Source organism: Pedobacter zeae, assembly GCF_014196715.1.
In the GTDB taxonomy this organism is placed as follows: Bacteria; Bacteroidota; Bacteroidia; order Sphingobacteriales; family Sphingobacteriaceae; genus Pedobacter; species Pedobacter zeae.
Genome location: NZ_JACIEF010000004.1, coordinates 773,258 through 787,758 on the forward strand (window position 1 = coordinate 773,258; position 14,501 = coordinate 787,758).

Genomic DNA, 14,501 nt, shown 5'->3' on the forward strand with positions numbered 1-14,501 from the left:
TTATAAATGACATCTTTTCAGCGAAAAACAGGTTTAGGAAGAGGGTTAAGTGCGCTTTTAGATGATAGCGAATCTGCTCATCCACCAAAACAGCAGGTAAATGCTGTTAGCGAAACCGAGCAGATTGGCAATATCAGTCACGTCAATTTAACTGAAGTTGAAACCAATCCCTACCAGCCCCGTACCGAATTTGATCAGGTAGCCTTAAATGAACTGGCCGATTCGATAAAAGTACAGGGCCTGATCCAGCCGATTACGGTGCGGAAACTGAGTGCCAATAAATATCAGCTAATTTCTGGCGAACGCAGGTTCAGGGCTTCTAAACTGGCTGGTTTAACACAGGTGCCTGCTTATATCCGCAGCGCTAACGACCAACAAATGTTGGAAATGGCCCTGATCGAAAATATTCAGCGCGAAAACTTAAATGCCATTGAAGTAGCATTGAGTTTCCAGCGGATGATTGATGAGGTAGGTTTAAAACAAGAACAATTAGGCGAACGGGTAGGTAAAAACCGTACTACGGTGACCAATTACCTGCGTTTGTTAAAACTTCCGCCAGCCATACAGGCTTCTATCCGCGATCAGAAAATCAGCATGGGGCATGCAAGAGCCTTAATTAATGTTGATGGCGTTGATAAACAGTTATATATCCACCAGGAAATCCTTGATAAAAATCTTTCGGTACGTAAAGTAGAAGAAATTGTCCGCAACCTGCAGCATATTCCCTTACCCGCAAGCGAGAAGCAAAAAGAAAGAGCGGTTTCCTTTCAATACCAGAAACTGCAGGATGATCTGGCTTCTAAATTTGCTACGCGTGTAAAGTTAAAAGTAAGTCAGAACGGTAAGGGGGCAATAGAAATACCTTTTATGAGTAATGATGACTTAAACCGAATTCTGGAGTTATTAGATTGGTAATGCAAAAGACTAAGCTTTTAATACTGGTTGCTGCATTTACATTTGTTTTTGTAAACTTAGCCTTCGCACAGGTTAAGGATTCGGTATCAAAACCTGCTGATACGGCTAAAATTAAATTATCCAAACCGGTAGATACGGCTAAAAAACCGATGACGAGAAGGGATTCAGTGAAAGCTAAGTATGTAAATCCGGGTAAGGTGGCCGGTAGGAAAGCTGTTTTCAGGTCCATGATCATCCCGGGATGGGGTCAATTGTATAATATTCAGATACTTAACGACGGTTATGGCACTAGAGCCGGAAAAAGCCAGTTTTTTCAGAAGCTGTACACTGGTGGCAAAATTGCAGCTATTTATGGTGGTGCCACAGCGCTTACTTTATCTCTAATCGATAGCAGGAAAAACTATAAACGTTTTTTGGCAGAGGCACAATACCGGGAGACTCATCCTGGAGACAAGTCAGATTTAAGACAATACAGCGACCAGGGTATTTTGGATGGGAAAAGTTTGTACAAACGGAATTCGCAGATTGTGTACTTCTCTTACGGGTTACTTTATGCCGCCAATATTATCGATGCCTATGTTGCAGCCCGTTTGCATTTCTTTAACATTGATGATAACCTTTCTTTTAGGGTAATGCCATCAATGATTAATACCAATTCGATGTATGGTTTCAATGCAGCACCGGCATTAAAATTATCACTTACATTTTAATGTTAAAACCACCATGATCATCAACAAGGTAAACATTCGAATTGTGATAATCTGCCAACCTGATTGCGAAGGTTGAGTGCAAAAAATTAGAATATAAACTGAAATAAACATAAACCGATGAAACGATGATGATTTTTTAAACCGCATTTGGGGTGAATAAACGGCTTAAACCTTCTTGAATACCGTTAAACCATCTGCAGTGGTGAAAAATCTGATCGCTTTATTACAAAACTAAACTATAAACAGATGAAACTTGCGCTTTTAGGATACGGTAAAATGGGGCAGATTATCGAAAAATTTGCGGTTGAACGTGGCCACGAAATTGTATTAAAAATAACCATTGATAATCAGGAAGATTTAACCCGCGAAAATTTAAAGGCGGCGGATGTAGCTATTGATTTTAGTACGCCTGATTCGGTTTTAAGAAATATTGATGTCTGTTTTGATGCTCAAGTACCTGTGGTTGTAGGAACAACGGGTTGGTACGGTAAATTACAGGAAGTAAAAGATGACTGCGATAAAAGTAACAATACTTTGCTTTATGGGTCTAACTTCAGTATTGGCGTAAATTTGTTCTTTAAGCTTAATCAGACGCTGGCTAAACTGATGAATAATTATCCGGCCTATGAAGTGCAGGTAGAAGAAATTCACCATACACAAAAACTGGATGCACCAAGCGGAACCGCTATTACATTGGCAGAAGGGATTGTTGAAAACCTGGAACGCAAACAAGAGTGGTTAAACGAAGTGGTGGGAACAGGTGTAGAGCTGTTTCCGAAACCTGAGCAATTGCTGATCGAGTCGCACCGTATTGAAAATATTCCGGGTACACATACCGTAATTTACAGTAGTGAGGTAGATGAAATAGAAATTAAGCATACCGCACATAACCGGGCTGGTTTTGCTTTGGGTGCAGTAGTGGCGGCAGAATGGGTAAGAGATAAAAAAGGATTTTTTAATATTACTGATATTTTTGAGTAAAGTTTAAAAAAAAACAAAGCATCATAGAATGTATTGGATCATTTGATCCGTAAAACCATACTTAAGAAGTACAGATAACAGGGAACCGATTAATAAATCGCGAAACCAAAATTAAGGTATATGAATTACAAATTCTGGCAACGAAAAAAAGATGCCCCAAAGAAGAAAAAAACTAAAACCCGCGAGTGGTTTGATGCAATAATTTTTGCAGTAGTAGCAGCAACCATTATACGTGTATTTTTTATCGAGGCCTACACGATTCCATCCGGTTCGATGGAGAGATCTTTGCTTATCGGCGATTTTCTTTTTGTAAGTAAGGTAAACTACGGTGCACGTATACCGATGACCCCGGTTGCTTTCCCTTTTGCGCACCATACGATGCCCTTAACAACTTCAACCAAGGCCTACTGGGATGGCGTGCAGTGGAAATACCACCGCTTACCCGGATTATCAAAAATTAAAAGAAATGATGTAGTGGTGTTCAACTTTCCGGAAGGCGATACGGTTGCGGTTGAAAACCAGGCTGAAAGTTATTACGCCCTGGAGCGTAGCCTAGGCCGGCAGCAGGTAAGAAGTACCTATACAATAGTAGACCGTCCGGTTGATAAACGTGAGAACTTTATCAAACGCTGTATCGGTATTCCTGGCGACGTCATTTCGATGAGCAATGGTATTGCCAATGTAAATGGTAAAGACGAACCGTTAAAAAACACCGGAATGATGCCTTACCGCATCGAATTTAAAACCATGGATTTTAATTACGCAGCATTGGATGAGTTTAACCTTAACCTGGGTAATACACCTGCTGTTGCTACCAATACCTATATTGTTGATGCTTCGCCAGAAATTGTAGAGAAACTGAAAACCTTCGATTTCGTAAAATCGGTAACCTTAAGTCCTGATGCTCCGGGACCGGTACAGGGCGGTGTTTTTCCGAACGATCCAAACAGGGTTTGGAACAGGGATAACTTTGGGCCGATCAAAATTCCTGCAAAGGGATGGACCGTTAAAATAGACAGCAATACCATGCCTTTGTATTACAGGGCAATCAGGACTTACGAAGGTAATAAAGTAGAGCAAAAGGCCGGGGTGTGGTATATTAACGATAAGCCAGCCACCACTTATACCTTTAAAATGGATTATTACTGGATGATGGGGGATAACCGTCATAACTCAGCCGATTCGCGTTATTGGGGTTTTGTACCCGAAGATCATATTGTTGGTAAGGCCCTGTTTGTTTGGATGAGCTGGGATAGCACGGCTTCTTTCTTACACAAAATAAGATGGAGCAGATTGTTTATGGGGATACATTAAAAAAATATAATTTTTTAAAAAGGGCGAATAATCGAACATTATTCGCCCTTTTTGTTTCTATTCCATTTGAAATTAACTTAAAAAAAAAATTAAAAAGATTTGGTATGTTTTAAAAATATTTTTTAAGTTTGACTATAATCAAACAATATGTCTGTTATAGTGGAGAAAAATCAGCGGCTTAAAGCTGATATTATTAGGCATTTATACTATAAAAAGTCGCTGTCACTTACAGATTTAAGTAAGCTGACACAAAAGAGCTTACCGTTGGTTACTTCTGTTGTTAATGGTTTAATTGCCGAAGGCTTTCTTTTGGAGGAAGGTTTTGCCCCATCTACCGGAGGGAGAAGGGCGGCAATGTTTTTAATCAACCCCAAACTGAAAAAATACATAGTGGCGATCGCCATGGATCAGCTTACTTCGAGGTTAACCATTTACGATCTCTCCAGAAAGATGGTTGTCCCGATCCAATCCTTAGAATTCGACATATCGTCAAAAGACAGCAGCGTAGATCATCTTATCCACTTTATCAATAAAAGTATTGATGAATCTCAAATCAGCCGGAATGATATATTGGGCGTTGGTATTGGTATGCCGGGTTTTGTTAACGCAGATGAAGGTATAAATCATTCTTTTCTTAAAGTTAAAGACGGTACTACTTTGCAGAAATATCTTTCTGCAAACATTGCTTTACCAGTGCATATTGATAACGATTCGAGTTTAATTGCGTTAGCTGAACTAAATTTTGGAGAAGCCATTAATTTAAAAGAAGTAATGGTGGTCAATATCGGGTGGGGAACAGGTTTGGGCATGATCATCAATGGAAAATTATACCGTGGCAGTGCCGGAAGTGCTGGTGAATTCAGTCACATTCCCTTATCTGAGAGCGACAATTTATGTTCCTGCGGTAGAAGAGGTTGCCTGGAGGTTGATACTTCCTTGCTTGTTATGGCTAAAAGAGCCGAAGAAGCGATTGCTGCAGGAGCCGAATCGAGTATGAAGGTGTTGTTTAAGGATAAAAGTAAGCATCCGGCTGATCACTTTTTAACTGCCGTAACCCAGCAGGATCCTGTAGCCATATCGGTTTTAGCCAAAGCTGTTTTTCAATTGGGAAAGGGGATTGCTACCCTGATTCATCTTTTAAATCCGCAATGCGTTGTTTTAAGCGGTAGAGGTGCTAAAGCAGGCAAAATGTTATTGCCGCCAATCCAGCAAGCTATACACGAATTCTGTATACCCCGCATTGCAGAGCAAACCCAGATAAAGCTTTCTACCCTCACAGATGAAGCCGAATTATTAGCTGCAGCAAGCTTAACAATTGAACATCATCAGTTCGATTAAAAAATACATCAACAAAGAAAATATAAATATTTAACCAAAACCAATATTGCATGACAAGACAAAAAGGCTGAATACAAAGCCGCAAATTATTTAAACTAATCTTAAACTAAACTTAAAAAATATGAAAAAAACGTACTTAAAGTGTTTAAGTATATTGTTGTTATGTCTTATAACAATAAGTGCTTTTGCACAGAAGAGCATTACCGGTACGGTAAAAGACGCATCAGGCCCTCTGCCTGGCGTAAGTGTTTCCATTAAAGGCACTACAAAAGTAACTCAAACCGATGGGAACGGAAAATTCTCATTAACGGCAAATTCAGGTGAAATATTGGTTTTCACTGCTATAGGTTATGCCAGGCAGGAAATTAGTGTAAACGGCCAGACCACCATAAATGTTACCCTAACTGAAAGTGCCAACCAGCTCAATGAGGTGAATGTAGTAACAACAGCATTAGGTATTAAGCGCCAGGAAAAATCTCTTGGTTACGCAGTAAGTACAGTGACGGCTAAACAGCTAACCGAAGCGGGTAATACCAATTTTGCATCAGCGTTATATGGTAAAGCTGCGGGGGTAAAAATCACAACTGCTCCGGGTGGTGCAAGCAGTGCGGTAAACGTTCAGATCAGGGGTATTAACTCTATTAACTACAACCAGCAACCTTTATATGTTGTGGATGGTGTGATGATCAGAAATGATGGGCAAAACGGTGCAGCAGGCGCAAATAACAATAACTATTGGGATGATCAGCGTGTTCGTGGTAACGGTATTTTGGACATCAACCCAGCAGATATTGAAAGTTTAACGGTATTAAAAGGTGCCAGTGCATCGGCATTATATGGTTCTGATGCAGCAAGTGGGGTTGTGGTAATCACCACCAAAAAAGGATCAAAAAATAGGGGATTAGGCGTTGATTTTAATTACCAGGGTTCTATTGATCAGGTAGCCTTCTTGCCTAGATTTCAAAACACTTATGGCCCGGGTTATGATCGCGAAACCAACGTAGCTAATGGTGCAACCGAAGAGGGATGGATTCCTGATGCTGCATCTCCTAGTGGTTTCAGACCATACTTTAGGGCTTATGCGAATTTTGGACCTAAAATGGAAGGCCAGCAGGTAAGATGGTGGGATGGTTCAATCCGTTCGTATTCTCCTCAACCAGATAACTACAGGGATGTATACCAAAACGGGTATACTTCTAATGCAAACATTGCAATTTCTAACCAAACAGAAGGTGTTAACTATCGTTTCTCTGCTTCCCGTTTGGATTATAAGGGTACTCAGCCAGGAAATACCGGTTCTAAAAATACCTTTAACTTAAACTCTACCATTAAACTTGCACCGAAATTATCGGCCGATGTAATTGTAAGTTATGTAAACACGATTACTAAAAACAGACCATATCAATTAGGTCAGGTGTTGGGGTCTTTCGGAGGTTTCTTCAGCCGTGCTGAAGATATGGGCTTAATGAAAGAGAAATTCCAAACCAGTAACGGATACAAATACGCAACCTTCGATCAGGTTAACCGTCCTGAGCCTTTCATATTCAATATCAGGGCAACCAATTTACTGGATTTTTATTGGCAACAATTGAAGAACCAATACGATGAGAACGAAAACAGGTTATTATCTAGTTTTACTTTAAACTATGATGTGGCTAAGAATTTAAAATTGAGGGGACGTATTGGTAACGACTATACCAGCGCCAAAACGGAAAACCGTCAGTTTACTGAAATTCCTAGTGCACTTAACACGAATACAAGTACCGGATCATATACGACCACTCAAGGGCAATATGCTGTACTTTACGGAGATGCCTTGTTAACTTATTCGAACAAAATCGGTGAAGATTTCGGTATTTCCGTAAGTGGAGGTTATCAGGGTAGAAAAGAAACTTATAAAGATTTAAAATCCAATACAAAAGATGGTTTGGTAACTGAGAATTTCTTTGCTTTAGCTAACTCATTTAATGTTCAGGAAACTACTGAGGCACGTAAAGAACTACTTAAATATGCTTATTTAGGTTTAGTGAATTTAAGTTATAAAGATTTCTTATTTGCTGAGGGTACAGCCAGACAAGAATATGTTTCTTCGCTTCCTCCCGGAAACAATCAATATTCTTATTATTCAGTAAACAGTGGTTTTGTATTTAGTGACCTTTGGAAATTACCAAAATTCTGGAGCTACGGAAAATTAAGAGCTTCTTATGGTGTGGTAGGTAATGCTCCTCCTATCTATGAAGCCAATATTTCTTATAAACAAATCTCTTTACAAACCATCAATGGTTCAGTTCCATCTATTGTATCATTATCTTCTTACGGTAACTTAGGCCTGATGCCGGAGAAGAAACATGAAGCTGAATTTGGTTTAGAAACCAGGTTCTTAAATGGAAGATTGGGTTTAGATGTGAGTTATTATAATAATAAAATCAAAAATCAAATCTTGCCATTAGATGTTACATCAACTAATGGTGCTCAAAAACAGATCGTTAACGTAGGTGAGGTAGGTAATAAAGGGTGGGAGATTGCTTTAAATGCAACACCGGTTTCAGGAAAATTCAGGTGGGATACCCGTTTAAATTTCTCAACCAATAAATCAAAAGTAAATTCATTGTATGATGCCAATTCTGAGATCAATTTCTATTCATCAGACCAGGCTACCGCTAAAATTGTGGCGAGAGCTGGCGAAGATTTAGGTAACATTTACATCCGTCCAAGAAAAACTGATGCAAATGGCAATTACTTAATAAACGACGATGGTTACTATGTAATGGATAATTCTACGTATGTTAAAGCGGGCAACATTATGCCTAAAGCGATAGGAGGTTTCTCAAACACGTTTAGCTATGGCAATTTAGCTTTAGATTTTACAATTGACTATCGCTTTGGTGGTAAAATGATTGCGCCTAACCTTAAATATATGAGAGGTGCTGGTATGTTGGAGAATTCAATGGAGTTCAGAGATGCGGCTAACGGCGGGTTAACTTACACCAGTAATGGTAAAACCTACAACGATGGTGTAGTTTTAAAAGGTGTAAACCAAACCACCGGATTGCCAAATACCAAGGTGCTTTCTGCTGCTGATTATTACTTAACTACCTATAACTGGGGTGAAGGTTCATTGACCGAGGGAGAGATCTTTGATAACAATTACATCAAAATGAGAGAGATTGTATTGAGCTATAAAATTCCACCTTCATTCACTAAAAAACTAAAAATTTCTAATGTAAGATTTTCATTGATCGGACGTAACTTGTTTTACATCCACAGAACACTGAAAGATCTGGATCCAGAGGCACCACTTGGAAACAAATGGTGGTCGCAAGGTGTAGATGTTGGCTCAACAGCTGCATCTAGAAACTTTGGTTTCTCGTTAAATGCAAATTTTTAGCCAAAACAAATAAGATATTATGAAAAAGTTAATCATAAAAGCAAGTTTTCTTCTATTGTCGCTAACTGTTGCAGTTGGTTGCAAAAAGGATATTGATGATAAATTTAATAATCCTGAAAACGTTTTAGACCCGAACTTACCGGGATTATTTACCGGAATGCTCAATAATGACCGTGTAGCTGCAAAATATTGGAATGTGCGTACATTTTTAAGTCAGATGCCGGGGGTGTATGCACAAACTACCTATATTTCTAACGGCAATACGATTTATCAGCAAAGCGATAGCTACTCGCAGCAATATTGGGATGACTTTTATACTCCGGGTGGTAATGGGAGCGGAACCGTTGCCTTATATAGGGCAATGGAAAAAAAGTTTAACACACTTTCAAGCACTGATCAAGCAGCACAAAGAGTAATTTTACAAGCGGCTAAAGTGGTGATGATTGAACAGGCAGCGAAAATGGTCGATTTATGGGGTGATATTCCTTATTCCGAAGCCGGTAATTTAACTGCTAAAGATTTGATAAAGAATGCAAAGTACGATGATCAAAAGGCACTTTATATATCCTTTATTTCAGATTTAGCAAATGCAGGTACATATTTTAAGACGGCAACCTCTACAGCTGCATTTGCAAAGGCAGATATTTTATTGAAGGGAGATGTAAATAAGTGGGCCAGATATGCAAACTCATTGCGTTTAAGGTTATTAATGCGTATCTCTAAAACAGATGAAACAACTGCTAAAACTGCAGTTCTACAAATGTTAAGCGATCAGACTAACTTCCCTCTCGTAGATGGCGGCAATGTCGGTACGTATAACCCAGGTAGCTCTGATATTTTACTGCAACCTTTAACAAATAATACCAATGATTTACATGACGCATTTTTTGAAGGAAGCTGGTATGCAACCGACTATATGTTAAATACCTTAATGGTACCTGCTAATGACCCTCGTATTCCTGTTATCTATGAAAAATTTGGTGAAACCATTAATGGGAAGTTTGTACAAAACCCAACTTACAGAGCTATGCCAAATACCTTCACAACTAATGAGCAAGAAACTAATTGGCGAAAATATGCTGTATTAGATTCTGCAACATTTGTTTTCAACATTAAATTGCCAGGAATCCTGATAACTGCTTCGGAAGTTAATTTGTTAAAAGCTGAGGCTTACGAAAGATGGGGAAGCACTACCGATGCAAAAACGGCCTATGATCTTGGTCTAAAACAGTCAGTAGCATTCTATTATTATCTTAATAGCGTTAACCCTGGTGCTTATACCAAAGCTGATGTACCTTCTACAGCAACAGTTGATACTTGGGTAAATGCTTCTACTGCGAGTTATGGTGGAACTCAGACTGACAAACTAGCTAAGATCGCTACTCAAAAATGGGCACATTTTGGAGTTCTTCAGTCGATTGAAGCATGGTCTGAATATAGAAGAACCGGTTTTCCTGTGCTAACTTTTCCAACAAACGGAAAGCAGGTTGGTTTCGAAACACCACCAACCAGATTGGTTTATCCGGCAAAAGAGAAAACTTTAAATAGCGCAAATTATCAGGCTGTACAAGCTAAAGATACCCGCAAAACTAAAATATTCTGGATGCCTTAATCCCTCTTAAATTAAATCCCGGCAGCTTCTGCCGGGATTTTTAATTATATCAATATGAAACTCCGTAGCCTTTTAATTGCTTTTATCTGTTGCATCAATATCGCTTTTGCACAACGAAATGATATCCTCAAAGAGTCAACGAAATACGAATGGCCAAAAGATGAAGCTGTAAAAAAGAAACTGGAACACTGGCAAGACCAAAAGTTTGGCATGATTATCCACTGGGGCTTATATGCTGTTCCTGGAATTATTGAATCTTGGTCAATCTGTTCGGAAGACTGGATTGACAGAGACAGTACAATAAAGTACGATGATTACAAGAAATGGTATTGGGGATTAAATGAAAAATTTAATCCAACCAAATTTAACCCAGAACAATGGGCAAAGGCAGGTAAAGATGCTGGAATGAAATACCTGGTTTTTACCACTAAACACCACGATGGCTTTGCCATGTTCGATACCAAACAGTCTGATTTCAGCATTGCAAAAGGTCCATTTGCCAATAACCCTAAAAAAGATGTTGCCAAATACGTATTCGATGCTTTCCGGAAGCAGAATTTCATGATCGGCGCTTATTTTTCAAAGCCCGACTGGCATTCGCAATACTATTGGTGGGATAAATATGCTACCGCCAATAGAAATAACAATTACGACATCAGAAAGAATCCATGGCGCTGGAACATGTTTAAAAGCTTTACCCAGAACCAGATTGGCGAGTTGATGAACAATTACGGAAGCATCGATATTTTATGGCTAGATGGTGGTTGGGTAAGGCCTTTAGCATCGGTAAATGAAGAAGTACTTTCATGGGGTGCGCCAATTCCGGAGTGGAGCCAGGATATTGATATGCCAAAGATTGCTGCTGATGCCAGGAAAGCACAGCCTGGTTTAATTATGGTCGACCGTACTGTACATGGCCAGTTCGAAAATTACCAGACCCCTGAACAGAAAATCCCCGAAAAACAATTGGATTATCCCTGGGAGAGCTGTATGACCTTAGGCGGTGCATGGGGATTTGTCCCTAACGATCAATATAAACCTGCTGCTGAAGTAGTGCATAAACTGGTAGAAATTGTAGCCAAAGGCGGAAGTTTGTTATTGGGTGTTGGGCCGAAAGCGGATGGAACGCTGCCTGATGATGTGATTAAAAAATTAGAGGAAATTGGACAGTGGACTTCGAAAAATGGTGCTGCCATTTATGGAACACGTATCACCAAAAACTATCATGACGGGCAAAACTGGTTTACGCAAAGTAAAGATGGTAAAACTGTTTATGGCATTAGCTTATTGGATACTAATCCTGTCAAAGAAATTTCGTGGAAAGGCAGCATTCCCAAAAAAGGAACAACCATTACCCTTTTAAGTAATAACCAAAAAGTAAAGTGGAAACTGGTAGATGGAAAAGTACATTTCGACTTCCCTAAAACGGAGGAGAAAATTGCGCTTGCCTTTTCTTTTACCCCCGAATCAGAGTAAAGATGTTTAACCTCAAAAGAAATACTTCTTTAATTGCAGCATTATTATTTTCGGCTGGCGTTTCTGCACAAAATAAAAATGTGCAATACCTGCCATACAAAAATCCTAAGCTCAGTATCGATTTAAGGGTGAAAGACCTGGTATCGAGAATGACGCCTGAAGAAAAATTCTGGCAGTTATTTATGGTACCAGGCGATGTTGATGGCATAGCTAAAGGTTACTACAAAAATGGGATTTTTGGCTTACAGATCAGTGCCCAATCTGGCGGTGCGGGAGAGGCCCAGCAATTACTGAGCTACAATACCACCGAGAATGCCTTAACCCTTGCTAAAAAAGTTAACCAGTTACAACGTTATCTGGTAAACGATACCCGGCTGGGTATCCCGATGCTGGTATTTGATGAAGCTCTACATGGTTTAGTCCGGAAAAATGCAACGGCTTTTCCGCAATCGATTGGTTTAGCTGCAACGTTTGATCCCTTAACCATCGGCCAGATTGGCAAACGGATAGCATACGAGGCTAAAGTGAGAGGCATAAGAGACATCCTTGCCCCGGTAATCAACATGGCCGACGATGTACGCTGGGGACGTGTAGAAGAAACCTATGGCGAAGATCCTTACCTGACCAAAGTTATGGGTGCTGCATTTATGGATGCCGTCGAAAAAGAAAATGTAGTGGTAACACCGAAACACCTGATTGCGAATGTTGGCGATGGGGGTAGGGACAGTTATCCGATCCAGAAAACGGAAAGATTTTTACGCGAAATACACTTCCCGGCATTTGAAGAAGGAGTAAAAAAGGCAGGTATCCGTTCGGTAATGACCTCTTATAACAGTGTGGATGGAACGCCTGCAACATCCAATTACTGGCTTTTAACCAAAACCTTAAAGCACGATTGGGGCTTTAAAGGTTTTGTGATTTCTGATGCCGGTGCAGTAGGTGGGGCAAATGTGTTGCACAATACTTCAAAAAACTATGCACAATCTACCGTACAGGCTTTAAACGGGGGGCTTGATGTTATTTTTCAGGTCGATTATGAACATTATAAGCTTTTTAAACCACCGTTTTTAGACGGAAGTATTCCAAGGGCACGTATCGATGATGCCGTTGCGAGGGTGTTGAGGGCCAAGTTCGAATTGGGATTGTTCGAGAATCCCTATGTTTCAGAAAAGGAAGCGGAAGCTTCGCTCAATGATCTATCGGCTAAGGCTTTGGCCAAAAAATCAGCTTTAGAATCGTTCGTGCTGCTTAAGAACAATCAAAATGTATTGCCGCTAAAGCAGCCTAAAAATATCCTGGTACTGGGACAAGACGCAATTGAGGCCCGTTTAGGAGGCTATAGTGGAACAGGTCAGGGTAAAATCAGCATTTTAGACGGAATTAAATCCAGGGCTGGTGAATCAGCTCAGGTAAATTATGCTCAGGGAAGCTTTAGGGAAAGTAAAAAATACATTGTAGTTGATTCTGCATTCCTCAGCACAAAAAACAGTAAAGGCTTAACCGGCGAATATTTTAGCACCACTGATCTTTCCGGAGAACCGGTACTGACCAGAACCGATAAACAAGTCGATTTCATGTGGACACTTTATTCGCCCAATGAGAAACTGGCAACCGATAATTATTCAGTGAGGTGGCAGGGTGAAATTACGGCCCCAAAAACCGGCACTTATCAAATCGGTTTAGCCGGCAACGATGGCTATCGCCTGTATATAGATGGAAAATTGATTATCGATCAGTGGGAAAAGGCTTCTTATCATACTCGTATTGAAAGTTTTAATTTTGAAGCTGGTAAAGCTTATTCCATTAAGATCGAGTTTAAAGAACCTAAAGGTAATGCCTACATTAAGTTAGTCTGGAACTACGGCGTTGAAGATAAAGAAGCACAGGTACTGGAAGAAGCCAAAACAATGGCTAAAAAAGCTGATGTTATTGTAGTTGCTGCAGGAATAAAAGAAGGAGAGTTTTTAGACCGTGCCATGCTCAATTTACCCGGCAATCAGGAACAACTCATTCAGGAAATGGCTAAAACAGGTAAACCCGTAGTGGTATTATTGGTTGGTGGCAGTGCGATAACCATGGGAAACTGGATCAACGATGCTTCAGCTATCCTGAATGTATGGTATCCTGGAGAGGAAGGAGGAGCTGCTGTAGCCGAGACTTTATTTGGCGATTACAATCCTGCTGGCAGGCTTCCGATTACTTATCCCGTTCATGAGGCACAATTGCCACTGGTTTACAATCATAAGCCAACCGGCAGGGGCGACGATTACAATAACTTAAGTGGCGAGCCGCTGTTTCCCTTTGGTTATGGTTTAAGTTACACCACTTTCGAATACGGTAATATCGCATTGGCTAAAAAAGCAATTAACGCGAATGAGGGTACTACAGTAAGCTTTACACTTAAAAATACAGGTACTAAAGATGGTGAAGAAGTGGCACAATTGTACCTGCGCGATATGTTGGCCAGTGTGGTCCGTCCGGTTTTGGAGCTTAAAGGATTTGAACGCGTTAAACTTAAAGCAGGAGAAAGCAAAACCATCAGCTTTAAAATTACACCTGAAATGCTGCAGATGCTTGACGCTAACCTGAAAACGGTTATTGAACCCGGCGATTTCAGGGTGATGATCGGATCATCAAGCCGCGAACTCCATTTAAAAGAAACGTTAACGGTGAAACCATAAAGATAATTCTCGGCCTAGGTATGGTGGGTATACCCATACATGTTGCCGCAAGACCTGGTTAGTTTTGCGGCTTTTTTATTGATGCG

Annotated in this window: 9 protein-coding genes; all 9 read left to right on the plus strand. The window is 40.1% G+C overall.

The window, feature by feature from the left end; all coding sequences use genetic code 11:
* Positions 1 to 6 precede the first annotated feature (6 nt).
* The 9 genes from GGQ60_RS21920 to GGQ60_RS21960 all read left to right on the plus strand — a co-directional run bounded on the left by GGQ60_RS21920 (position 7) and on the right by GGQ60_RS21960 (position 14,415).
* Positions 7 to 915, plus strand: coding sequence for a ParB/RepB/Spo0J family partition protein (locus tag GGQ60_RS21920; protein ID WP_183768387.1), 909 nt, complete (start codon positions 7 to 9; stop codon positions 913 to 915).
* Positions 915 to 1,625: a DUF5683 domain-containing protein gene (locus tag GGQ60_RS21925; protein WP_183768389.1), complete on the plus strand. Its 711-nt coding sequence runs from the start codon at positions 915 to 917 to the stop codon at positions 1,623 to 1,625. Before GGQ60_RS21920 ends, GGQ60_RS21925 begins: the two co-directional genes overlap by 1 nt.
* A gap of 246 nt (positions 1,626 to 1,871) precedes the next feature.
* The gene (dapB, locus tag GGQ60_RS21930; RefSeq protein ID WP_183768391.1) at positions 1,872 to 2,606 is read left to right on the plus strand and encodes a 4-hydroxy-tetrahydrodipicolinate reductase; all 735 of its coding nucleotides are present in this window, start codon (positions 1,872 to 1,874) and stop codon (positions 2,604 to 2,606) included.
* Positions 2,607 to 2,726: 120 nt separating this feature from the next.
* Complete coding sequence (gene lepB / locus GGQ60_RS21935; protein ID WP_183768393.1) at positions 2,727 to 3,920, plus strand: signal peptidase I; 1,194 nt, start codon at positions 2,727 to 2,729, stop codon at positions 3,918 to 3,920.
* Between the two features lie 147 nt (positions 3,921 to 4,067).
* The gene (locus GGQ60_RS21940) at positions 4,068 to 5,258 is read left to right on the plus strand and encodes an ROK family protein (protein WP_183768395.1); all 1,191 of its coding nucleotides are present in this window, start codon (positions 4,068 to 4,070) and stop codon (positions 5,256 to 5,258) included.
* A 121-nt stretch (positions 5,259 to 5,379) separates the two neighbouring features.
* A complete protein-coding gene (locus GGQ60_RS21945; RefSeq protein WP_183768397.1) occupies positions 5,380 to 8,646 on the plus strand; it encodes a SusC/RagA family TonB-linked outer membrane protein in 3,267 nt (1,088 codons plus the stop codon).
* Between the two features lie 19 nt (positions 8,647 to 8,665).
* Positions 8,666 to 10,258, plus strand: a complete 1,593-nt coding sequence (locus tag GGQ60_RS21950) for a SusD/RagB family nutrient-binding outer membrane lipoprotein (RefSeq protein WP_183768399.1) — start codon at positions 8,666 to 8,668, stop codon at positions 10,256 to 10,258.
* 54 nt (positions 10,259 to 10,312) lie between these two features.
* Positions 10,313 to 11,734 carry an alpha-L-fucosidase gene (locus GGQ60_RS21955; RefSeq protein WP_183768401.1) on the plus strand — a complete coding sequence of 474 codons (1,422 nt, stop codon included), beginning with the start codon at positions 10,313 to 10,315 and terminating at the stop codon, positions 11,732 to 11,734.
* Positions 11,735 to 11,736: 2 nt separating this feature from the next.
* Positions 11,737 to 14,415: a glycoside hydrolase family 3 N-terminal domain-containing protein gene (locus tag GGQ60_RS21960; RefSeq protein ID WP_183768403.1), complete on the plus strand. Its 2,679-nt coding sequence runs from the start codon at positions 11,737 to 11,739 to the stop codon at positions 14,413 to 14,415.
* The last annotated feature ends 86 nt before the right edge of the window (positions 14,416 to 14,501 follow it).

Excerpts from the sequence above, each read along its gene's own strand:
- GGQ60_RS21940 (WP_183768395.1), top strand. The coding sequence starts at position 4,068 with ATGTCTGTTATAGTGGAGAAAAATCAGCGGCTTAAAGCTGATATTATT.
- GGQ60_RS21960 (WP_183768403.1), top strand. The coding sequence starts at position 11,737 with ATGTTTAACCTCAAAAGAAATACTTCTTTAATTGCAGCATTATTATTT.
- lepB (WP_183768393.1), top strand. The coding sequence starts at position 2,727 with ATGAATTACAAATTCTGGCAACGAAAAAAAGATGCCCCAAAGAAGAAA.
- GGQ60_RS21920 (WP_183768387.1), top strand. The coding sequence starts at position 7 with ATGACATCTTTTCAGCGAAAAACAGGTTTAGGAAGAGGGTTAAGTGCG.
- dapB (WP_183768391.1), top strand. The coding sequence starts at position 1,872 with ATGAAACTTGCGCTTTTAGGATACGGTAAAATGGGGCAGATTATCGAA.
- GGQ60_RS21955 (WP_183768401.1), top strand. The coding sequence starts at position 10,313 with ATGAAACTCCGTAGCCTTTTAATTGCTTTTATCTGTTGCATCAATATC.
- GGQ60_RS21950 (WP_183768399.1), top strand. The coding sequence starts at position 8,666 with ATGAAAAAGTTAATCATAAAAGCAAGTTTTCTTCTATTGTCGCTAACT.
- GGQ60_RS21945 (WP_183768397.1), top strand. The coding sequence starts at position 5,380 with ATGAAAAAAACGTACTTAAAGTGTTTAAGTATATTGTTGTTATGTCTT.
- GGQ60_RS21925 (WP_183768389.1), top strand. The coding sequence starts at position 915 with ATGCAAAAGACTAAGCTTTTAATACTGGTTGCTGCATTTACATTTGTT.